This window comes from Vreelandella olivaria (assembly GCF_023507745.1).
Taxonomy (GTDB): Bacteria; Pseudomonadota; Gammaproteobacteria; order Pseudomonadales; family Halomonadaceae; genus Vreelandella; species Vreelandella olivaria_A.
In genome coordinates this window covers 1-21,519 of sequence record NZ_JALPZO010000110.1, presented here as the reverse complement: position 1 = coordinate 21,519, position 21,519 = coordinate 1, and the positions used below count along the sequence as shown (strand labels likewise).

General features: G+C 52.2%; 20 protein-coding genes. 10 read left to right on the top strand and 10 right to left on the bottom strand.

What is annotated here, in order from left to right:
- Positions 1–66 precede the first annotated feature (66 nt).
- The gene (locus HP566_RS09135) at positions 67–483 is read left to right on the top strand and encodes an SRPBCC family protein (protein WP_249976949.1); all 417 of its coding nucleotides are present in this window, start codon (positions 67–69) and stop codon (positions 481–483) included.
- Entirely contained in the window at positions 476–1,141 is a 666-nt protein-coding gene (locus tag HP566_RS09130) for a TVP38/TMEM64 family protein (protein ID WP_249976948.1), read from the top strand. Before HP566_RS09135 ends, HP566_RS09130 begins: the two co-directional genes overlap by 8 nt.
- An 11-nt stretch (positions 1,142–1,152) precedes the next feature.
- Here HP566_RS09130 and HP566_RS09125 read toward each other — a convergent pair whose 3' ends face one another.
- From HP566_RS09125 to HP566_RS09085, 9 genes are all read right to left on the bottom strand, one after another.
- Complete coding sequence (locus tag HP566_RS09125) at positions 1,153–1,392, bottom strand: DUF2789 domain-containing protein (protein ID WP_249976947.1); 240 nt, start codon at positions 1,390–1,392, stop codon at positions 1,153–1,155.
- Between the two features lie 89 nt (positions 1,393–1,481).
- Complete coding sequence (locus HP566_RS09120; protein ID WP_249976946.1) at positions 1,482–2,552, bottom strand: asparaginase; 1,071 nt, start codon at positions 2,550–2,552, stop codon at positions 1,482–1,484.
- Between the two features lie 45 nt (positions 2,553–2,597).
- Positions 2,598–3,797, bottom strand: coding sequence for an MFS transporter (locus HP566_RS09115; protein ID WP_249976985.1), 1,200 nt, complete (start codon positions 3,795–3,797; stop codon positions 2,598–2,600).
- A gap of 14 nt (positions 3,798–3,811) precedes the next feature.
- Positions 3,812–4,315 (bottom strand): hypothetical protein, encoded by a 504-nt coding sequence (locus tag HP566_RS09110; RefSeq protein WP_249976945.1) that lies wholly within the window; start codon positions 4,313–4,315, stop codon positions 3,812–3,814.
- A 77-nt stretch (positions 4,316–4,392) separates the two neighbouring features.
- Positions 4,393–5,649, bottom strand: coding sequence for a DEAD/DEAH box helicase (locus tag HP566_RS09105; protein ID WP_249976944.1), 1,257 nt, complete (start codon positions 5,647–5,649; stop codon positions 4,393–4,395).
- Positions 5,650–5,914: 265 nt separating this feature from the next.
- On the bottom strand, positions 5,915–6,382 hold the full coding sequence (locus HP566_RS09100; protein ID WP_249976943.1) for a helix-hairpin-helix domain-containing protein: 468 nt from the start codon (positions 6,380–6,382) through the stop codon (positions 5,915–5,917).
- A gap of 87 nt (positions 6,383–6,469) precedes the next feature.
- The gene (locus HP566_RS09095) at positions 6,470–7,057 is read right to left on the bottom strand and encodes a PqiC family protein (RefSeq protein ID WP_249976942.1); all 588 of its coding nucleotides are present in this window, start codon (positions 7,055–7,057) and stop codon (positions 6,470–6,472) included.
- A gap of 13 nt (positions 7,058–7,070) precedes the next feature.
- Positions 7,071–8,753 carry an intermembrane transport protein PqiB gene (gene pqiB / locus HP566_RS09090; protein WP_249976941.1) on the bottom strand — a complete coding sequence of 561 codons (1,683 nt, stop codon included), beginning with the start codon at positions 8,751–8,753 and terminating at the stop codon, positions 7,071–7,073.
- The gene (locus tag HP566_RS09085) at positions 8,746–10,092 is read right to left on the bottom strand and encodes a paraquat-inducible protein A (protein ID WP_249976984.1); all 1,347 of its coding nucleotides are present in this window, start codon (positions 10,090–10,092) and stop codon (positions 8,746–8,748) included. The genes pqiB and HP566_RS09085 overlap by 8 nt, the downstream gene beginning before the upstream one ends.
- 185 nt (positions 10,093–10,277) lie before the next feature.
- On the opposite strand from HP566_RS09085, the gene HP566_RS09080 reads away from it, so the two are divergent.
- The 6 genes from HP566_RS09080 to HP566_RS09055 all read left to right on the top strand — a co-directional run bounded on the left by HP566_RS09080 (position 10,278) and on the right by HP566_RS09055 (position 18,291).
- On the top strand, positions 10,278–11,252 hold the full coding sequence (locus HP566_RS09080) for a calcium/sodium antiporter (protein ID WP_249976940.1): 975 nt from the start codon (positions 10,278–10,280) through the stop codon (positions 11,250–11,252).
- A gap of 200 nt (positions 11,253–11,452) precedes the next feature.
- A complete protein-coding gene (locus HP566_RS09075) occupies positions 11,453–12,868 on the top strand; it encodes a cytochrome ubiquinol oxidase subunit I (RefSeq protein ID WP_249976939.1) in 1,416 nt (471 codons plus the stop codon).
- Positions 12,869–12,870: 2 nt separating this feature from the next.
- On the top strand, positions 12,871–13,872 hold the full coding sequence (cydB, locus tag HP566_RS09070; protein WP_249976938.1) for a cytochrome d ubiquinol oxidase subunit II: 1,002 nt from the start codon (positions 12,871–12,873) through the stop codon (positions 13,870–13,872).
- Positions 13,873–13,876: 4 nt separating this feature from the next.
- Positions 13,877–15,553, top strand: coding sequence for a thiol reductant ABC exporter subunit CydD (cydD, locus tag HP566_RS09065; protein WP_425348181.1), 1,677 nt, complete (start codon positions 13,877–13,879; stop codon positions 15,551–15,553).
- On the top strand, positions 15,550–17,277 hold the full coding sequence (gene cydC, locus HP566_RS09060) for a thiol reductant ABC exporter subunit CydC (protein WP_249976937.1): 1,728 nt from the start codon (positions 15,550–15,552) through the stop codon (positions 17,275–17,277). The genes cydD and cydC overlap by 4 nt, the downstream gene beginning before the upstream one ends.
- 21 nt (positions 17,278–17,298) lie before the next feature.
- Positions 17,299–18,291, top strand: a complete 993-nt coding sequence (locus HP566_RS09055; RefSeq protein ID WP_249976936.1) for an adenosine deaminase — start codon at positions 17,299–17,301, stop codon at positions 18,289–18,291.
- A gap of 87 nt (positions 18,292–18,378) precedes the next feature.
- On the opposite strand, the gene HP566_RS09050 is transcribed toward HP566_RS09055, so the two are convergent.
- Positions 18,379–19,368 carry a cytochrome-c peroxidase gene (locus HP566_RS09050; protein WP_249976935.1) on the bottom strand — a complete coding sequence of 330 codons (990 nt, stop codon included), beginning with the start codon at positions 19,366–19,368 and terminating at the stop codon, positions 18,379–18,381.
- Between the two features lie 280 nt (positions 19,369–19,648).
- On the opposite strand from HP566_RS09050, the gene msrP reads away from it, so the two are divergent.
- Together msrP and HP566_RS09040 are read left to right on the top strand one after the other, a co-directional pair.
- Positions 19,649–20,617, top strand: coding sequence for a protein-methionine-sulfoxide reductase catalytic subunit MsrP (gene msrP, locus HP566_RS09045; protein WP_249976934.1), 969 nt, complete (start codon positions 19,649–19,651; stop codon positions 20,615–20,617).
- A gap of 17 nt (positions 20,618–20,634) precedes the next feature.
- A complete protein-coding gene (locus tag HP566_RS09040; RefSeq protein WP_249976933.1) occupies positions 20,635–21,234 on the top strand; it encodes a sulfite oxidase heme-binding subunit YedZ in 600 nt (199 codons plus the stop codon).
- Positions 21,235–21,519 lie beyond the last annotated feature (285 nt).

Genomic DNA, 21,519 nt, shown 5'->3' with positions numbered 1-21,519 from the left:
TTAGTCCGGTGTGTATGCACAGTTTGGCATGTTAAGCTGTGACTTCCAGTTGTTAGAGATGCATTCATGGCCACCATCGAACATAGTGAAATTGTTAAGGCGCCACCCGAGCGAGTATTTGAGCTATTGTGTCGAGTTGCAGACTTTGCAGACTATTCAGACTTGATCAGCTCAATTGAGCCTTTAGGGAGCGACCGTTATCGCTGGAATGTACGGGCGCTGGGGATGGATTGGTCATTTGATGTAATAGTGACGGAAACCAAGCCTCCCCATGTGCTGGCCTGGGAGTCATTGGAAGGTGTAAAGAACCAGGGGCGATATCAGTTGCGGGGTGTGCCAGAAGGCACTGAGGTGACGTTGACCTTAAGCTATGAAATTCGTAACCGCTTTATGGAAAAAGCGGTCAACAAAGCGGCCAAGCCTTTGGTAGGTAAGGTGAGTCGCCAAATTCTTGAGCGCGTTGAAGCCCGGTTACATGAATAAATTTACCAAACATTCATGGCGTTGGGCGGCTGGCTTCGCCATCGTGGCGATGCTTGCTTATATTTGGCTTTGGTATTCACCTGATCTGATGGCTGTTAAGCGCTGGGCTGCGACGATGTCGCATCACCCGGTGGTCATTGTTGGTGTCATGGTCACTATGGCCGTTACGCTGGCTATTGGGCTGCCCGGCAGTATCGGACTATGGCTGATTGCCCCTTTCTACCCACCGCTTATCGCTACCTTTATGTTGACCCTAAGCAGCGTTATCGGGGCATGGGGGGCTTACCAACTGGCGGCAAGTGCCGGTGAGCGTTGGAATCCAAAAGGCTTAACCCTCAAAGTGATGGAAACATTGGAAGCCAGAAGTGATCTTTTGACCCAGTGTGCGTTACGGATTCTGCCCGGTTTTCCCCATTCGGTGATTAACTTTGCAGCAGGGCTTCGGCAGATCTCGCTGGGCCGCTATTTAGTGGCAGCAGCGCTTGGGTTATCGGTAAAGTGGGCAGTGTATAGCAGTGCTATCCATGGTGCGCTTGAAGCCATTGAGGATGAGGATGCATTGCAGTTTGATGTGATCCTGCCACTGTTGGCATTGGCGCTGTTGTTGCTGGTGGGCGGTTGGTACAGGCGCCGCGTCGAAGCGGCGCGCAGGCAATAATATAATGGCTCTTACGATGTTTTATGCATGGATGCATCAAGGTGGTCAACGACTTCCGCCCAGTCCGCATCTTCCTCTACGGCTTCACGCAAGAATTCGGCCTGGCCTTCGTTCCAGCAAGGGGCGTCAGCCAAAGGCATGTCCTTGGGTAAGGGGGAGTTGCGTTCAATAAAGCGCTCAATGGATTCGGCATCTGAACGTAAGCCGAGTTGTTCAAAAAGTTCACTGAAATGGTGTACGGGCTGTTCCATATGACGCTTTCCTTTCCGTTGGTTAACGTACGTTTAAACATAGCGTGAATAGGCAACTATGCCAGTCGGTATTGGCGTGAACGACTGGTTTAGCGTTCGCCCACCAGTGGCGTCAGAAAACGACGCCGCTGATCCTCGATAGATAGTGGCTGCGCCAGTAAGTGAACCAGTTTGGTGAACGCCGCTTCAGGGGTCATATTACCGCCGGAAAGTATGCCCGCTGCTGTGAGCCCATACCCAGCGGCATAGGCGCCTAAATATACGCTTCCCTGGGGGCACTGGCTAATGGCAGCCAACAGCTTGCCTTCACCACTGGCCTTTGCAAGCACCGGTAGTAGTCCAGGGTTGTCAGGCAGGTTGCCTGCTCCCCAGAGTTGTAATAGCGCCCCTTTTACCCGTGAATCATCAAGCAATACCTCTAACTGCCACGAACTCATTCCAGGCCATATGACAATTCTAACCACTTCACCTTGAGCAACTGGCCGATAATCAGGCAGTTCAAAGCGGGGCGCACCGCGTTGCTGATAGGCGAGTCCACGGCTGGGGTAATAGACGAAATCATCACCGACTCGTTCACCAAGTAGCGGGTAGCCGGGGGAGGCGAATGCATCCAGGGCCTCGCTGTGCTGTTTAATAGCCCGGGAGCCTCGCAAAAGTCGATTTGCAAAATAGATCGCAACCTCTTGCAGCTCTGGCTGAGCAGCGAAGCGAAGTGCACCATGCAGGTTATCCAGTCCATCACTGTCAGGGGCTTCCAGAGGATGCATGGCACCTGTCAATATCACCGGGCGATCAAGCCCCTGGAGTTGATAAGCCAGGCTGGCCGCGGTCCAGCTCAGAGTATCAGTGCCGTGAATGATGACGAAGCCACGGTAAAGCGGCAAATTATTGGCGATATCCTGAGCTAACTGCTGCCAGTTGAGTGGGGTGGCTGTACTTGAATCAATAAGTGAAGCGTAGCTAATAACATCATAGGCAGGCAGCGCCTGCTGGTGTGCCAGAGGAAGCCGCCCCAGCGCCTGCTGCATGCGCTGATCAAAATTACCACTGGGAGCAAGGCCGTTTGCCTCCTGCTGCATCCCAATGGTGCCACCGGTATAAATAACTAGCAGACGCTGCCGGGTAGGAGTGGCATCTGCTAAAGGTGATAGTGTGCTCATTGCCGTATCCTGAACGGTATGGTTGCTGACGGTGAGGGAAGATGTCTAGCCGTTATGTACCAGCAGCTCGCCGGTTTGATCATCCAGCTGTTGTTTACGGCCAGCCAAAAGTGCAAACCCACAACAGAGTAGAATCAATATGATGAGTAGCCAGGCGATAGTAGCGGTGCCCGCTCCAGCCTGAAGCATTAACCCTACTCCAAATGGCCCCATGGCGGCGAGGGTATAGCCGCCTCCTTGCACAAGGCCGGACAGTTGCCCAGCCAGGCGCGAGTTGGCGGTTCTTAATACCAACAGGCTGAGTGCCAGGCTAAAGCAGCCGCCCTGGCCAAGGCCAAGTAGTGCGGCGCCGGGCCACTTCCAAGCCAGAGGTGCGATTAATAGCATCCACAGGCCCAAAGCCGTACTCAAAAGCACCAGCAATAGGGTGGGGCGTTGGTCTTTGCCTAACCGGGCCAGCCAGGGGGCTCCCAGGGCGGAGCCCAGCTGGCACATAATCGAAACAGCCATTGTCCAGCCTGCCGTGGCCTCATCATAACCCCGATCTACCAACAACGTGGGCAGCCAGCCAAAGACGATGTAGGCCATTGAGGACTGAATGCCCATAAATAGCATGACATGCCAGGTGAGAGGCTTGCGCAGCAGGTGGAGGAGAGATGAGGGTGAGGAGATAGGCTGTTGAGCGTGCTGGGTACTTGAAGTATTCGTGATCCAGAGGAGTAGTGCGCCGATAGCAAGCAGCGACCAGCTCATCAAACTTAGCTGCCAGCTACCCAGCCACTGCATCAGGGGTACACTGAAACCTGCGCCTAGCGCTCCTCCGAAGCACAGGGCCATGGTGTATAGGCCCGTCAGCAAGTCAGCGCTTTCAGGCAGCTCTCTCTTCACCAGGCCGGGTAGAAGGGTGCCGCCAATACCAATGGCAACCCCCGCCATTGCAGAACCGATAAACAGAACGCCCTGCAGTGGCAGGCCGCGTAAAATCAACCCGCTGGCTAACAGACCCAGGGCGACGCTTAATGCACGCTCACTGCCAATGCGTTGGGCTAGCAAAGGAGCAAGCGGCGCTGATAAGCCGAGAAACAGCACTGGTAACGTGGTGAGAATACCCGCAGCGGCAGGAGAGAGGCCGGCATCCTCCTGAAGGCGGGTCAGTAAAGGCGCAACTGACGACATGGCAGGGCGTAAATTAAGCCCTACCACGAACATCAGAAGAATGAAGGTTAACGCACGCCGTGAGACCATCATCGCGCTGGTGCTTATTTCAGGTGTGGACGTAAATCGCCGCGAACCGCATCAAGCAGGGTAATAAAATGGTAATCCTGTGGCGTATCCAAACAGTCTACGCGTACCTGGGTACGCATGCCTTTATTAATATCGAGTTTATCGTAGATTTCCAGCGTCAATTTACGCGCTGGCTTTTCCCCTGGTGCGATAATGCCCTCTTCGAGGGTGAAGGTTTCAAGTAGCGTTACGCGCAAACGGGTACTGTTACTTTCACTTAGTACACGGCGTACAAACAGCCAGCCTTCACAGGGAAGGGCTTCGTTATTGTCCCGCTCCCTTAGAAAAAGAGTCCGATAGCAGGCGCCTTCGACAGAGGCTTTTTCCGCCATGCTTCGATAGGCCTGGAGTACTTGTCCTGATGATGCGCGGGCATCTTCAAGGCGTTGAGAGATACCTTGATGCTCGCGGCTAAGCTGTTCCTGTCGCTGGAAGGCAAGCCACTGGCGGTAGTCATTAATCAGTTGCGATGACGCCATAATCACTCCATCAATCAATTCAGCGGTAATGCCGGAATATGCGAGGCGCTAACCTTCGCATATTCCTTGGCTGTGGGCTAGCGTCGGGAACGTCGTCGGCGTTCCCCGTCGCTATTAGCTGCCTGGCCTTCCGGCTTACGCTTGGCGCGTGGTTGGCGCTGGCCCCGGCGTCCATTTTCGATAGGCTCTGGTTTGGCATTGGGATCTGGCTCGAAACCTGGCTCAATATGCTTGGGGAGCGTCTGTTTAATCAAGCGCTCAATATTGCTGAGCAAACCATGCTCGTCTACACAGACCAGAGAAACTGCCTCACCATTGCTGCCCGCCCGCCCGGTGCGACCTATGCGGTGTACGTAGTCTTCCGCTACGTTTGGTAAATCGAAGTTGACAACATGGGGAAGTTCATTGATGTCAAGGCCTCGTGCAGCAATATCGGTAGCTACAAGTACCTGTAAATCGCCGCTTTTGAAGGCGCCCAATGCCCGGGTTCTGGCGCCCTGACTTTTATTGCCATGGATGGCCATCGCAGGAATGTCCTGCTTGGACAACTGCTCTGCCAGGCGGTTGGCACCATGTTTTGTGCGGGTGAAGACCAACACCTGGAACCAGCCATGGCGCTGAATTAAATGGGCCAGCAACTCGCGCTTTTTATCCCGATCTACCCGGTAAATGGCTTGCTCTATCTTTTCGGCTGTCGTGTTACGCGGTGCCACTTCGATAAGTGCCGGATTGTTGAGCAGTTGTTGGGCCAGGGCTTGAATCTCATTGGAAAATGTTGCGGAAAACAACAGATTCTGGCGCTGTTTGGGCACTAAACGCAGCAGCCGCTTGATATCATGAATAAAGCCCATATCAAGCATGCGATCAGCTTCATCCAGAACGAGAATTTCGACTGCTGAAAGGTCAACATGGCCTTGCTGATGAAGGTCAAGCAGCCTGCCTGGGGTGGCCACCAGCACGTCCAGGCCTGCTTTCAAAGCATCCACTTGAGGCTGTTGGCCCACGCCGCCAAAAATAATGTGGGAGCGTAAAGCCAGGTGCTGACCGTATGCGGTCACGCTTTCGCCCACCTGGGCTGCCAGTTCCCGTGTTGGAGTTAACACCAGGGCGCGTACCTGACGCTTACCTGGCCGTTTACCATTGGCTAACCGCTGCAGCATAGGCAGCGTAAAACCAGCCGTTTTACCGGTACCGGTTTGTGCACTTGCCAGCATGTCACGTCCTTCAAGAACGACAGGAATGGCCTGTTGTTGAATAGGCGTTGGCTGGATATAGCCTTGCGCAGTAACGGCGCGCAATAAATCGTCGTGCAGACCAAGTTCAGAAAAGCTCATGCGTTCTCCGCAGTCGCATAGCAAGTAACGCCGTTTGACGGTGTCGTTACTATGCGTAATGTTCAAAAGGCGAGGATAATTCACCGTCGCGGCAGCGAAGTTTGCCAGATAATCTGTGCTGCCGCGATGGTCATTTGTTTAGCCGTTAAAGGCCAGCAAATAAGGGAAGACCTTGTTCGGGGGTGACGGGGTGACGCTGAAATGTAACCGCATAATACTCGGATAGTGTACCATAATTATAGCCTCACAGCGTCTTTCACTGAGGTTATTGGCGTGTAGTCTGCTGTGTATGGAGTGCCGTCACCCGGGCAAGGCTTGCAGGCGGAAGCGGTAGCGCTGCTACCTCTTCGGGGGTGAGCCCAAATAGCTGTTCCGGAAGCGCTATCCTGGCTTCGAATAGTTGTTTGGCAGTGGCAGGTCCTATGCCTTCTATCGCCAGCAAATGCCGGGCAAAGCGTTTAATAATGATCTCTTGTTGTTGGGGGGTGCTCTGAGCGGCATAGATGGCCGGGGCGTGTTCGATAATAAAGCATTCTATACGTCCAAGCGCCTCCGTTGCTGTTGAGGCCACGCCCAGAGAGGCAAACTGATTGATAAGGGCGTCGTGGCTATCCAGTGCCGATTCCAGTGACTGGAGGGTAATGTTGCCTTCCAGCAGTGTATGCAGTGACTGCACCAGGCCAGCAAGGTTTTCGCGTAACTTATTTTCATCAAACATGTTGTAGTCGTTCATATGGGCCCCTTAAGCGGTTCCTTGAGTCAAGTCTCTCTTTAGCAATGCTGTTGGTATGCCCTATGGCCTAGCGAGCTCCATGCCCTATCAAAAATAGTCTCCTTGGCGTATTTGATTCGCGATTTGTGATGCGACGCTATGCCAGCTTTTGCCCAGGGCACGCACCAGTGCTGGGTAGCCATCTTCGTCAAGTTCAGTTTCCGCAGTAAAGCCTTCCAGTGCCAGTAGCTCATTGTTGGTGCCTCTAAGTTGCCACTGACCACTGGCAATGGCGACACCATCGTATCTACCCTGGAACTGATCCACCTCCAGCGACAGTGTCAGTGCATTAGGTGTGTTGCCATCATCCCGGATGACTTGAATATAGGTTAGCTCCTGCGCTAAATGCGAGCGTAGAGAACGCTCTAGCTGGCGCCCAAGGCTTTCGGCCCATTGATGCTCGCGTGCTGCGTTCAGTGTGATGTCATTTAACTGCATGACAATACCATCCACGTCCAGGTAGTGCGCCAGGCGGGGCGGGCGCAACTGTAGCGTTCCCTGAGGTTGGGTAGGGGCGCTTATCATTGGGCTGCTGGGCAACATATAGCGTGCCGGTGGTGTCACACTACCTGCACATGCCGATAGCAACAGAAACAGGCTAAGCAGCGGTAAGGATTTAAACGCCATATAACGCATAGTCAGTTCCTTGTTAACGTGGTGCACGAGGTACCGGATCCTGAGTATCCAGATTATCGAACAGCAGTGCTCTTGGGTTTTCATTTAACGTACGGGTTAGGGGTTGTAAATCGCGCATTAAACGGTCAAGACGTTCGATAGCAGTGGTTAGTTCCTGATACGCAGGAGAGGAGGGCGAAACACCCTGTAGCGTGCTACGCAGCTCTTCCAGCGTCGCATTCAGGTTGCCTCCAATTGCCTGAGTGTCGGGATCATTTAACAACTGGTTGATGGCAGCACTAGTTTCCCGTACTTCATTCAGAACGCTCTCCGATGCCTGCAGGTTGCGGTCCAGGCCAGCCAGCAGTGGCTCAACCTCAAGTGCGTTTAACTTCTCCAGTAAGCTGGCTACCTGAGCCTGAATTTGTGCAAAGCCGCCTGCCACAGTGGGGAACACGGTGTGGTCTGAAAATGTCTCTGCGATGTACTCATCTGCCAGTTCCCTATGGAAGTTGAGATCCACAAACAGGGCCCCAGTCAGCAGGCTGCCATTTTTAAGTGATGCTCTTAGGCCCAGTGCGAACATACGCTTGAAGCGTGCATTCCACTCTTCCAAATCAATATCTTCATTTTCGATGCCCAACCTCTGGGGCTCAATGCGAATAAGCACTGGAATGGCAAAGCGTGCGCGGGAATCTGGTTGCGGGGCGGTAAAATTCCATGGTACCGCTGCAACAGTGCCCATGCGTACGCCTCTAAACTCTACCGGTGCGCCTCTTGAAAGACCTCGCACTGTATCGTCAACCAATAAAACGTACTCCAAATAGTGGTTAAAGGTTCCTTCGCGAGCACTATCCTCATCGGCATATAAACTAAATCGCGCATTGGGTTCTACCGGTCTGCCCATTGGTAGGTCTTCTGGCACGCCAAACGTAACACCGCCTCCCAGGAGTGCTTCGAGCGACTCGATATTGACGCGTACGCCATCAGCGTCCCAGCGGAAGTCAACGCCGCTAGATGTCCAAAAGCGTGTGCTATCTGTGACAAGCTGGGCATAGGGTTCTTCTATGAAGACCTGGTGGTGCATGGTGCGGGAGTCGGGTTCAAAGCGTGTATCTTCAACACGGCCAACGGTATACCCTTGATAAGACACGGGATCTCCCACCCTAAGTGAATTGCCCAACTGGCTTACCAGGCTGATTTGCAAACCCGCCTGTCCAGCAGGAGCCACCGGTGGAACGTCACTGACTTGAAATTCGCGCCTGGACTCGCTAGACCTGCCCGGCTCTAACTGAATATAGGCGCCTGACAACACCGTGCCAAGGCCACTGATGCCTTCACGGCCAATGCGCGGCTTAACTACCCAAAAGCGGCTGTCTTCGCGCAGCATGGCTTCCGCTTCGGGCTGTATTCGGGCGGTCATTACGGTGTGTGAAAGGTCGTCAGATAAACGAACACTTTGCACCCGGCCTATTTCCACGTTACGGCTACGGATTAACGTACTGCCTGCTTCAATGCCTTCAGCACTATCCATGGTCAGCGTTACTAAGGTACCTCGGCTGGTATAGTTGTCGTAGACCAGCCAGAGGCCGATGATGACCGCGACCAAAGGAACAATCCAGATAGGTGAAAGCCTTGTCTGAGGGGACGCTTTCGCTCTGTTGAGATCATTCTCTTCCGCAGGGGGGGCATTTTTCGGTGTTGTTTCATTAGCCATCAACAGGTTCCTTGGTGGCCGTTTTACGGCGAGTAGGGCTTGGCGTTGGAGCGTCCCAAATCAAGCGCGGGTCAAATGTTATGGCAGCTAGCATGGTGAGCACTACTACCGAGCCAAATGCCAGCGCGGCTGGCCCTGGGGTTATCGACATCAAGGACCCTGCGCGTATCAGTGCGACCAGTATGGCGACAACGAATACGTCGACCATCGACCAGCGCCCAATGAATTCGGTGAGTCTATAAAGCCTCGTCCGGCTTTGTGCATTCAGTTCGTTGCTGCGCTTTATAACAAGACATAGCCACGCCAGTGCAACAAGCTTGCCCACTGGAACGATAACGCTGGCAACAAATATAACGATGGCGACCGGCCAGGAACCCATTTGCAGGAGTTGAACGACGCCGCCAATGATGGTGGAAGGCGTTGAGTGCCCCAGGCTTGTGGTCGTCATAATAGGGTACACATTAGCAGGTATATACATAATCGTAGCGGCAAAGAGCAGCGCCCATGTGCGTTGCAGGCTTTGCGGCAAGCGCTGATGAAGCTTTTCATGGCAGCGCGTACAGCGGCCGTTACCATGCGGTGATAGCCGGTTTACCAGCCCACAGGTCGGGCACCCCGTGATCCCCTGGCCGGAGGCGGTGGTACCGGTCTGTGTCCCTTCTGGTGCAAGTGGTTCGCCTTCCAGAGAAAACCACATCCAGTCGGCATCCAAGGATTGCGTGGTCATGAGCAATAGCACCGCGAAAACGCAAAACGACCAGAATGAGATGCCCAGTTCAATTTGTGCCATGCCCGCTATTTTTATCAGGCTTACCAGGGAGCCAATGATAAAAACATCAGCCATCATCCAGGGGGTTAAGTGTGCCAATGACCGAGCAATATCCCGGCTAAATGCCATCGGCCTGCCCCTTAGCAGTCCGTACTGAAGCCAGATGACACCCACCAGATAAACAGCTGGCAGCACGATAATGGTCATGATGACCGCAATCGCTACGATTGGCTGATGAAAGGCAATTAACGTAGTGGCGGTTTGAGATAGCTCGATACGGTTACCCACACCGCTAACACTAAAGCTCACAAAGGGAAATGAGACTGCCATGAGCAGCGCAATAAGCGAGGCTATCGCCAGTGCCATACTACGCTGGGCTGGGTAACGGTGGCGCTTGACCAGTACATGCGAGCAGCGAGGGCAGGTTGCTTTCTCACCTGACCCCAGAGGAGGGAGTGCTGAGACCCAGTCGCACTCATGACAAGCACGCAAGCGCCTTCGCTGAACACGCAGCTCAGGAGGGGAGCGATCCACCAGTGGGGTGTTCACCGGTAATGAGGGGCGCTTCATAACATGGTAGTGAGGCAACAGCTGACTCTCGATGCGTTATATAGGTAAAACTAATACGATGGACATGCCTGACTGTCAAACCGTAAACCAAACCACTTGTTAATAAACTGTACTTGACCTATTGCTAAACTTAGACAAGGATGCAGCCGCGATAGTGCCTAACATTACGACATTAAGGAACTGAAATGTTGCTTGCCTTTTTAGCGGTAGTGGGTGGGTTGGTTCTACTGATCTGGAGCGCGGAGAAATTTATTGATGGGGCTGCTGCTACATCACGCTGGTTGGGACTCTCGCCTCTATTGATAGGCATGTTGGTAATAGGCTTTGGTACCTCCGCACCGGAGATGATGGTCTCTGTGCTGGCGGCAATGCAAGGGAATCCCGGTTTGGCAGTGGGAAACGCTTATGGGTCGAACATTGCCAATATTGGCCTGGTATTGGGCTTTGTTGCGCTTATTGCTCCGCTGGCTGTGCATTCCAGCGTTATTCGTAAGGAAATGCCGCTCCTTATAGGTGTCATGCTGCTAACGGGTTATATGCTGTTCGATGGTTGGATATCGCGGGGAGAATCTATCATTTTGCTTTTAGCGCTGGCGCTCTTTGTTGGTTATAGCATCGTGCGTTCACGCGGGCAGCAGGACGATCCTTTGGTAGACGAGGTATCCGAGAACCTGGACAGCAAGCGCATGTCCCGCGGTAAATCCATCTTGTGGACCCTGGTTGGGCTGGTATTGTTGATCGTCAGTTCCCGGTTGTTGGTTTGGGGGGCTGTCGAGATCGCTGTCAACTTTGGCGTTAGTGATTTGATCATCGGTTTGACAGTTGTTGCTGTAGGCACTTCACTGCCCGAGCTGGCATCTTCCATCAGTGCGCTGCGTCGTAAAGAGCATGATATGGTGCTGGGTAATGTCGTTGGTTCCAACTTGTTTAACAGCCTAGCCGTCGTTGGGCTGGCTGGTGTGATAGCGCCAATAGAGGCTGGTCGCGAGGTGCTGGTGCGCGACTGGAGTGTAATGATGTGTATGACACTGCTGATGGTGCTGTTCGCGTTTTCCTGGCGAGGCCGTCCACGCCGTATAAATCGTATAGAGGGCGGTGTGCTGTTTACCCTCTTCCTGGCCTATACCGGGTATATGATCAGTATTGTCGTCCTGGCCTGATGTTAGGCTCGTAGAGCATGCGTCAATGCGACACAGCTTATCGAGCCAGTCCATCCTGTATAAGTGCAGTTTAAATTGTAAAATAGCGACTCAGTGAAGAATAAGCTTAGTGCTTATAACTAAAATGCAGTGCCAACAAGGCTCGACTAAGCTTGTGTTACCCAGTGAAGGGATATGTATTCAGGTCTTAGGAGAGTGTGATGGAACTCGACCCGTTAGTGTTATCGCGAATACAGTTCGCGTTTGTTGTCTCTTTTCATGCCATATTCCCTGTCTTCACTATAGGACTGGCTTCCTATATTGCGCTGCTCCATGGCCTCTTTTTTAAAACCAATAATCCTGCCTGGGATCGCTTGTCTCTCTTCTGGACGAAGGTGTTTGCCGTCGTGTTTGGTATGGGGGTGGTGTCAGGCATTGTCATGTCGTTCCAGTTTGGTACCAACTGGAGTAATTTCTCGCAAGCTGCCTCAAATTTTCTGGGACCCGTTTTAAGCTATGAAGTGGTCACGGCGTTTTTCCTGGAGGCTGCTTTCCTGGGGGTGCTACTGTTTGGGCGTGGTAAAGTGCCCCAGGGGGTACACTTGTTTGCTGCCATCATGGTCGCTGTAGGTACCTTTATATCCTCATTCTGGATACTTTCTGCCAGCAGTTGGATGCATACGCCGGCAGGTGTCGAACTGATTGATAACCGTTTCCACGTTATCTCCTGGATGGACGCCATTTTTAACCCTTCGTTCCCATACCGCTTTGCGCACATGGCCATGGCGTCGTTTCTGACAGGAGGCTTTGTGGTAGCGGGTGTCAGTGCGTGGTTCCTGCTGAAAGGGCGTGACCCGGAGGCTAATCGTCGGGCGCTCTCCATGTGCTTGTGGTTGCTGTTGTTCCTGGCACCCGCCCAGGCTGTTGTGGGTGACTTTCATGGCATCAATACACTTGAGTATCAGCCAACCAAAGTCGCCGCTATGGAGGGCAACTGGGAGACATCCACCAATGTGCCGTTATTGCTGTTTGCAATTCCTGATCAGGAAGCGCAAACCAACCATTTTTCCATTGGTATTCCGAATTTAGCCAGCATCATTTTAACGCACTCTCCTGATGGTGAAGTTCCAGGTATCACTGAAGCGGCTCCCGATGAGCAGCCACCGGTCATTATGGTTTTTTGGGCATTCCGGGTCATGGTGGGCATTGGGTTACTGATGATTGCCGTTGCCTTGACAGGACTGGTCTTACGCCGTAAAGGGCGCATCTATCACAACACGCTATTTTTAAAATCGCTGATAGGGATGATGGCGATGCCATTCATAGCTGTGTTGGCAGGCTGGATGGTAACCGAAACAGGGCGTGCTCCCTGGTTAGTCTACGGGATGATGACGCATGCCGAAGGCGTGACCCCTTCGCTGACAGGCCCAATGGCACTGTTCAGCCTGATTGGGTATGTGCTGGTGTATGGCGTGGTCTTCTATGCCGGTATTTACTACCTAACCCGTGTGGTGCGCAATGGTATGTTGCCTGAAGAGGAGCGTGAGACAACCGGTGAAAACTTCAAGCGCCCCATGCGCCCACTATCCGCGACACATACCCCCTTTGATGATGACGTTGACCCGGCTAGGAGCTAAGCATGGAAATGTTTGATTTAACGCTGATTTGGGCGTTCATCATCGGCTTTGGCATTATGATGTACGTGCTGATGGATGGGTTTGATCTTGGGTTGGGCATACTTTACCCCTTCGCGCCGGATGAAGATGCCCGTGATGTCATGATGAACTCCGTGGCCCCGGTGTGGGATGGCAACGAGACATGGCTGGTACTTGGTGGGGCAGGCTTGCTAGGCGCTTTCCCCCTGGTGTATTCCGTATTTTTGCCCGCGCTTTATATTGGCGTATTCCTGATGCTGGCGGGGCTGATCTTCCGCGGTGTTGCCTTTGAATTTCGTTTCAAGTCGCGTCGTAACCGCCATTGGTGGAACCGCGCTTTTTGCTGGGGGTCAGCCATTGCGGCCTTTGCTCAAGGGGCGGTTGTGGGGGCTTACATACAGGGTTTTGATGTTGAGAACTATGCCTTTGCCGGTGGCCCATTTGACTGGCTAACACCTTTTTCTGTGTTGACTGGATTGGGGCTGATGGCAGGTTATGCCTTGCTTGGAGCTACTTGGCTGATCCTTAAGTCTGAAGGCCATATCCAGGATTGGGCCTATAAAATTACCCCGATGCTGCTAGCTATTGTATTGGCGGTATTCGGTATCATCAGCATATGGACGCCGTTCGTAAACCCAGTGGTGTGGGAGCGCTGGTTTGGCCATTTGCAGCTTATTTGGATCTTCCCGGTTCTGGCGCTGCTTTGTGCCTTCACTGTGTATCGGTCGGTTCAGCGTCGCCGTGAAGGTATCCCCTTTGTAGCGACGATCGGCATCTATGTGTTCACTTACCTGGGGCTGATTGTGAGTAAATGGCCGGTAATTGTTCCGCCCGACTTCACACTGTGGGATGCGGCCTCTGCACCTGAGTCTCAGCTATTTCTTCTGATTGGTGTGTTATTCGTCATTCCCATTATCCTCACTTATACCGCATGGACGTATTGGGTATTCCGCGGCAAGGTAAGGGTAGGTGAGGGGTATCACTGAACCGATGCCACATGGCTTTCAGCGTGACATGGTGACTATAACGCCGCGTCGCTGGCTCAAGCTCCTGGCTCAGCGGGAGCGCAGTCGGCTGGCCGGTGCGGCGTTATGCGGAATTATAGCAGGCATGCTAACGGTTGCAGTCGTAGTAGGGCTGGCGTGGGTGGTTGATCAGTTAATTGTGCAGGGGAGAGCCACGGCCGAGCTGGCGCTACTGTTTTTGGGCTTAGCCTTGGTAATTGGGCTGCGTGCTCTTTTTCAATGGGGGCAGGAGGCCTTAAGTGCCGAAGCGAGCTTACGTATTCGCCAGGAAGCTAGAGCAGAGCTCCTATCTAAAGTTGCCATGTTGGGCCCTGTTTGGCTAACCCAGCGCCAAAGTGGTGCCCTGGCTACTCAAGCCGTTGAGCATATCGAAGCTCTGGACGGCTATTTTGCCCGGTTCCACCCCCAGCTACGCATAGTGGTTGCACTACCACTCTTTATTGCGTGTGTTGTGGTTGGGCTTGACTACCTTGTTGCCATATTCCTACTGTTATCAGCGCCGCTGATTCCCGTGTTTATGGCACTAGTGGGCATAGGCGCTGAACGCCTGAACCGAGATCAATTTACCGCCGTGGCACGCTTATCCGCACACTTTGTGGATCGTGTGCGGGGGATGACAACCCTACAGCTGTTTGGACATACCAAAGCAGCCCAGCAAGACGTGTGGTATGCCACCGATCACTACCGACGGTTGAGTATGCGCACTTTACGGTTGGCTTTTTTATCGTCCGCGGTGCTTGAGTTTTTTGCTTCTGTCGCGATTGCTGTCGTCGCCATGTACGTTGGTTTTGGCTTGCTGGGCTATATCGAGTATGGGCCGTCTCCATCCCTGACGTTATTTACCGGTTTGGCGGTGCTGTTATTGGCACCAGAGTTTTTTCAGCCGCTACGCACTCTTTCGCAGCATTATCATGATAGGGCGGCCGCTTTAGGGGCCGCTGAAAGTATCGTGGCTATTCTCAATGAGCCCTCCATCATTCCCCGTAATATACCTGAACCGCAAACCGCTAATGCGGTGTGTGAATTATCTGATGTGGCCATAGGCTATCCGGGGCGCCAACCGGTACTTCAAGCGGTAAATGTTACGCTACTAAAAGGGGATGTGGTTGCCATTACTGGAGAGTCCGGCAGCGGAAAATCGTCTCTATTAGCGCTGATGGCTGGTTTCATGGCTCCTACGAGTGGTGTTTATCGGCGTCAGCGTGTTAAGGGCGCGTGGTTGGATCAAACCCCTTGTCTTGTTCAGGGAAGTTTGGCGGATAATTTGCGGTTAGCGAATCCGGAAGTGGGTGAAGAGGCTATGAAGGATGCTCTACAGCGCGCTGGATTGGGTGGCCTGTTGGCGGCCTTACCCAACGGGCTTGAGAGTACCATTGGCGAGCGGGGTGTTGGATTGTCAGGTGGTCAGGCTCAGCGCCTTGCCCTGGCGCGTATCTATTTAAGTACCGCACCGCTGCTGTTGCTTGATGAGCCTACGGCCAATCTGGACACATCAACAGAAAAGCTTGTTATACAGGCACTGTTAGAGTGGGTTCAGGAGGGGCGGACATTAGTGGTTGCAACACACCACCCCGCTATTGTGTCTGTTGCTGATCGCCATTTGGTGTGTCGAGGGGAGCGTCTGGAAGAGGTGCTTTTATGATGCGCTTATACCGAGAGTTTAAGCCTTGGCTTGCGCTTTTGGTGCGTCGTCGCCAGCGTTTCCTTATAGGCTCTTTACTGGTTTGGGTCACTCTGATAGCGGGTTTGTCACTGTTAGGTTTGTCTGGCTGGTTTATTACTGCCTGTGCGCTGGCTGGCATTGCGTTAGCCGCAGGATTGCCTTCTTCGTTAGATATTTATGTCCCGGGCGGAGGTATTCGCTTTTTTGCGCTGCTACGCACTGTCGCAAGATATATCGAGCGTCTCTATAACCACAATACGGTTTTGACCCTACTGGCGGATCTGCGCTTTCGTGTTTTTGGTTATTTAACACGCCTGGATGATGCTAGTTTACGCCGTCGTCGGGCCAGTGACTGGTTAAGTCGCCTCACTGCCGATATTGATACGCTGGATAATTTTTATCTTCGTCTGCTCATTCCTCCTCTCGTGGCGTTGCTTTGTGCTATGGCTGTTTCAGCGTTTATTGCCGTGTGGCTGCCATCCATCGCCATACTGGTTGGCGTTGTGCTTGGGCTTTTATGGTTACTGCTAACGTTTGGCTGTGCCTGGGGTGGGTTTGCTAACAGCCACCAGCAGGTCAGTGATCAATCGACACTGCGTCATCTTGTGGTTGATCAGGTACAGGCCTCGGCAGAGTTAATGAGCTATCAAACCAGCGACTGGCATCGGCATAAAATAGTGCTTCAGGAAAAACGGTCTGCCGCCAACCAGCGACGTCTGGCACACAAAGCCGCCTTGGGCAATGCTGCTGTTTCCTGCATAACCGGTGCTCTGGTGTTAGCCGTGCTTTGGTTCGCTAGTGTTGCCTTTGTGGATGGGCAAGTAAGTGGACCCATACTGGTCATGGTGATACTTATTGTCCTGGGTGTGAATGAAGTCTTTAGTGTATTGCCCGCAGGTTTTACCAAGTTGGGAGCCAGTTATGCAGCCGTTCAGAGGCTAAATGCGATACCGCACACGAATGCTGAGGGCGCGCCTGAGCTGCTTTTTTCTGAGGGTCGGCAGGGTGGCAGCAGTATTACTTTGAACCAGGTCTCTTTTTGTTATCCCCAAATGCTTGAGAACGTACTGAATGGTATTTCATTCAGCCTGCCTGCAGGGCAGAAGGTTGTCATTACAGGGGTTTCCGGTGCAGGTAAATCAACGTTGGCTCAGTTAATTATGGGGCGTATTACGCCCACCACCGGTGAGGTAAGTGTGGCGGGGTGTACGCCTTCTCGTGTATTGCCTGAAAGTCGTGCCCAGCACTTTGCTTTGCTTTCTCAGCAGATCGATTTATTCGACGGAACCCTGGCTGAAAATCTACGTATTGCCAACCCTCAGGCGAGTGACGAGCAACTGTGGGTTGCCCTGGCGCAGGTGGCATTAAGTAGTTGGGCTCATCGTCAACCACAACAGCTTAATACCCCGGTCGGAGAAAAAGGGCAGCAGTTGTCAGGAGGGCAGGCGCGCCGGGTTGCCCTGGCGCGTTTATTGTTGCGTAATCCTGCTGTTGTGATCCTGGATGAGCCATTCGCTGGCATTGATGCGCAAACGGCAAAACATATCGCTGGTTCATTACGTCAATGGCTTGCAAATAAAACGGGCATCTATTTGATTCACCAGATAGATGATGAGTCACTTCTGCCTGGTGTCGAGTTTTTTGGGCATCTTGCTGAAGGACAGCTGATTACTGATACTGACATGCGTCATGAAGTTAACTGAGTGTGCGATAAGGAGCCCGCCATGCATGAATTTTTATACCAACTGCCAAAAATAGAGCTCCACTTGCATATTGAGGGCTCGCTGGAGCCTGAACTGATGTTCAAGCTTGCAACGCGAAATAATATAGAGCTGCCCTACGCCACAGTAGAGGAAGTGCAGTCGGCATATCAGTTTGATGACCTGCAGGGATTTTTGCATCTCTATTACCAAGGCATGAATGTACTGCGCACCAAGCAGGATTTTTATGATTTGGCGATGGACTATTTCAAACGGGCGCGTGAAGAGGGCGTTGTGCATATTGACATGCATTTTGATCCCCAAGCTCACCTGCAACGGGGTGTTCCTCTTGAAGTGGTGATGGAGGGACTGCTTCAGGCAAAAGGAGAGGCTGAGGCAGCTCTGGATTTGTCCGTGGGCATGATCATGGCGTTTCTGCGTGACCGACCCGCCGATGAAGCCCTGAATGTATTTGAACAGGCTGCACCCTACTGGAAGTTTCTCGATGCTATCGGGCTCGATAGCGCGGAACAAAACAACCCTCCAGCCAAGTTTAAGGCGCTTTTTGAACGAGCTAAAGAGGTTGGGCTGGTACGTGTTGCTCATGCCGGGGAGGAAGGGCCTGCCGACTATATTGCTGAAGCGCTGGATGTACTTGATGTGCAGCGTATTGACCATGGCGTACGCTGTTTAGAAAGCAAGAGTGTTGTTCAGCGCCTGCGCGATGAGCAAGTTGTGCTAACTGTTTGTCCGCTCTCAAACGTGAGTTTGAAAGTGGTTGATACGTTAGCTGAACACCCGCTTCCAAGGCTGCTGGAAGCAGGCTTAAAGGTGACCATTAGCTCTGATGACCCGGCATACTTTGGCGGTGGGTTACTTACTAACCACACGGCCTGCGCAGAGGCATTTTGCTGGGATAGAGAGATATTTAGACAGCTCAATCGTAACGCACTGGAGGCGGCATTTGTCGATGAAGCCCGACGTAACGAGCTTATGCAGCGCTTGGCGCGCGCATAAATAACGCTTATCTATAAAAAACTGCCGGTACAAGACCGGCAGTTTTAACACAGTTAGCGCTAGTAGCTATCGCAAATAGCTACAGCGTTAGGGTAGCGCTGGGATTTCGAAGTCCGGCATTTCGCCAGTGAGGGTGTGTAGGAAGGCAGTGATATCGTCAATTGTGGCATCATCAAATTCGCGGCCGAGCATCTCCTGCCCCATGATGGCTACCGCTTCTTCCAGCGTTTCGGTAGCACCATTGTTCATGTAGGGGTAGGTGACGGCTACGTTTCTAAGCGTAGGAGTCTTGAAGCGATATTTGTCGCCTTCTTCACCTGTAACTTCATAGCGGCCCAGGTCTGTTGAGCCCGGTACTTGGATGGCGTGGAAACGGCTATCTGTCAGTGCTGGTCCAGTGTGGCATGCAATGCATCCATTATTGACAAAAGCGGCCATGCCATCTTTTGCCTGATCGCTAATAGCACTTAGGTCTCCGCGCAAGTAGCGGTCAAATGGCGAGTTGGGCGTATTAAGTGTGCGCTGGAAAGAAGCAAGAGCCTTGGCTAGGTTATCAGCGTTGATAGGATCTTGGTCATCGGGATAGGCTTCAGAAAATTTCTCCTGATAGAGTTCAAACTCTGTCAGGCGTTCCAGCGCCATGTCAAGATCCATGGCCATTTCGATAGACGCTTCAATAGGGCCAAGTGCTTGCCCTTCCAGGTCTGGCTCACGGCCATCCCAGAATTGTGCTTCAAAAAATCCGCTATTAAGCACCGTGGGGGTATTCCGTTCACCTACTTGCCCATCATGCCCTACTGCACGTGGGATGCGGTCAGACCAACCCAGTGCAGGGTTGTGGCAGGTTGCACAACTGATAACACCGCTTGAAGAAATTCGCGGTTCGAAAAACAGCATATTGCCCAGTTCGACCTTTTCTTCGGTAAGTGAGTTGTGAGCAGGAATAGGTGGCAGGTACGGCAACGGCTCAAAGCGATTGCGGTAATCTTCAAACCCGTCTTCTGCTACTACTGCGCCAGTGGATACTAACGCTACACCAGTAATGATGCCGGGCAGAATTTTTTTCGTCATTTTCATTGATGATCCCCTTGCATGAATAGCACTCATAAATAGCACTTATGCTGGCCAGTCTTGCGGTTTGCTAATCTAGCCCTAATCAAGGTAGGTGCTTTAAGTATTGTATTGCAACCGAGTGTAATGGTCGGGTAATGGGATGGCTTGAGCTGGGTCAAGGTTTGCCGTTATTTTTGTTAAAGTTTAGCGTTGATTTTCTGCAGGTTGGATATGGAGAGGAGGGCAGTTAAGGTACCCTTAACATAAAGCTATGCTGTGAGCGCCCGATTAGCAGGGAGGTGAGATGCCACGTTATCGATATCCCGTTATTTCTGAATCCGAAGTGACGCCAAAAGTCGTATTTGAAAATCGCCGCCACTTCTTACGTCAGGGCTTTGCTATTGGTGCAGCCGCTGCACTGGCCCCCGGTATGCTGTTGCCAAAAGATGCGTATGCCTGGGCAGACGTACTTAAGCCTGTGCTCCAAACTGATTTGCCGAGCCAGGAGTTAGCTGGTGGTGAAGCGTTCACTGACTTTCGGGATGCGACTACTTACAATAATTTCTACGAATTTGGTACGGGAAAACGGGACCCTGAAGTCTTTGCGCACAATTTGCCAGTAGACCCCTGGAGTATCACCTTGGAAGGGGAACTGGACAAAACGGGGGCTATACCGCTTGAAGATATTCTAAAACGTTACTCTTTGGAGGAGCGTATTTACCGGTTGCGATGCGTTGAAGCGTGGTCGATGGTGATCCCATGGGTTGGCTTTCCCTTGGCTGACCTGCTTAATTACCATGGCCTAACTTCTAAATCTAACTATGTTGAGTTTGAGTCTCTTTATGACCCGGATAATTTAAGAGGGCAGCGTCGCTCCATTATCGACTGGCCATATCGGGAGGCGCTGCGTGTCGATGAGGCAATGCACCCTCTAACACTACTGGCTGTGGGCATGTATGGAGAGAAAATGCCTAATCAAAATGGTGCACCTATTCGCTTGGTGGTGCCGTGGAAGTACGGTTTTAAAAGTATTAAATCCATCACCAAAATACGTGTGCTTGAAGAGCAGCCCACAACCTCCTGGCAAGCGCGCAATCCTGAAGAGTATGGTTTTTACGGCAACGTAAATCCGGAAGTTGATCATCCCCGTTGGTCACAGGCAAGAGAGCGTAGGATCGGCGAGTCAGGGCGCCGGGAAACCCTTATGTTCAATGGTTATAGCGAAGAAGTGGCTCACCTCTATGAAGGTATGGACCTACACCAATATTATTGATGACCAGCGGGTGATGTATGGCAGTTAAAGCAATGCCGGTAACTCTTTTTCGTCTATGTGTTTTAGCCGCAGGCCTGCTGCCAGGGTTATGGTTAATATGGCAGTGGCATTTTGGTTACCTTGGGGCGAATCCAGCGGAGTATGTCGTTCACTTCTCGGGGAAGGTAGGGCTGTCGCTATTACTGGCGACAATAGCTTTTAGCCCGGCATTTCGACTTACGCGCTGGCTGGGCATCATGAAGGCTCGTCGCCAAATAGGGCTATGGTCTTTTTTCTGGTTAATTGCACATATGCTTTCATGGATGGGGCTGGAGCAATACTGGGAGTGGCAGTGGATTTGGCATGAAATGGTCGCCCTTGAATATATACGTTATGGTGCTGCCGCACTGCTGCTACTTATACCGTTAGCTTTAACGTCTTTTCACTGGGTACCCGATAAAATGGGTTGGCAGGCTTGGCACTGGCTGCATAGGCTGATCTATATCGCTGCGGGACTCGGCGTGTACCACCTGTGGGTTCTTACTCGGGCAGACTATCTGCTGCCTACAATATTCGCTTTATTATTAGCAGGATTGGTTATTTTTCGGCTTATTGATGCGTGGATTCACCGCCAGTAAAAGCGAGTAGCCAAAAACTCGGTTTACGTGCTTGACCAAAAAAAAAATACCGGTATGATATGCCCACATCGAACGGCAGCAAGCCCTCGGTAGCTCTTTAACAATTTGATCAGGTAATTCATGTGGGCGCTTGCCGATGAGGGTGATAAGTCACCAATTATCAAGGCAAGCGGTCATGAGAACGACAGTTTTTAAACGTAAGTTTTTAAACGACAGTTGAATGAATTCGTTTGACCCTTGAGCCAAGTTTGATGCGCTTTTGTTGTTCGTAAACATTAAGTTTTC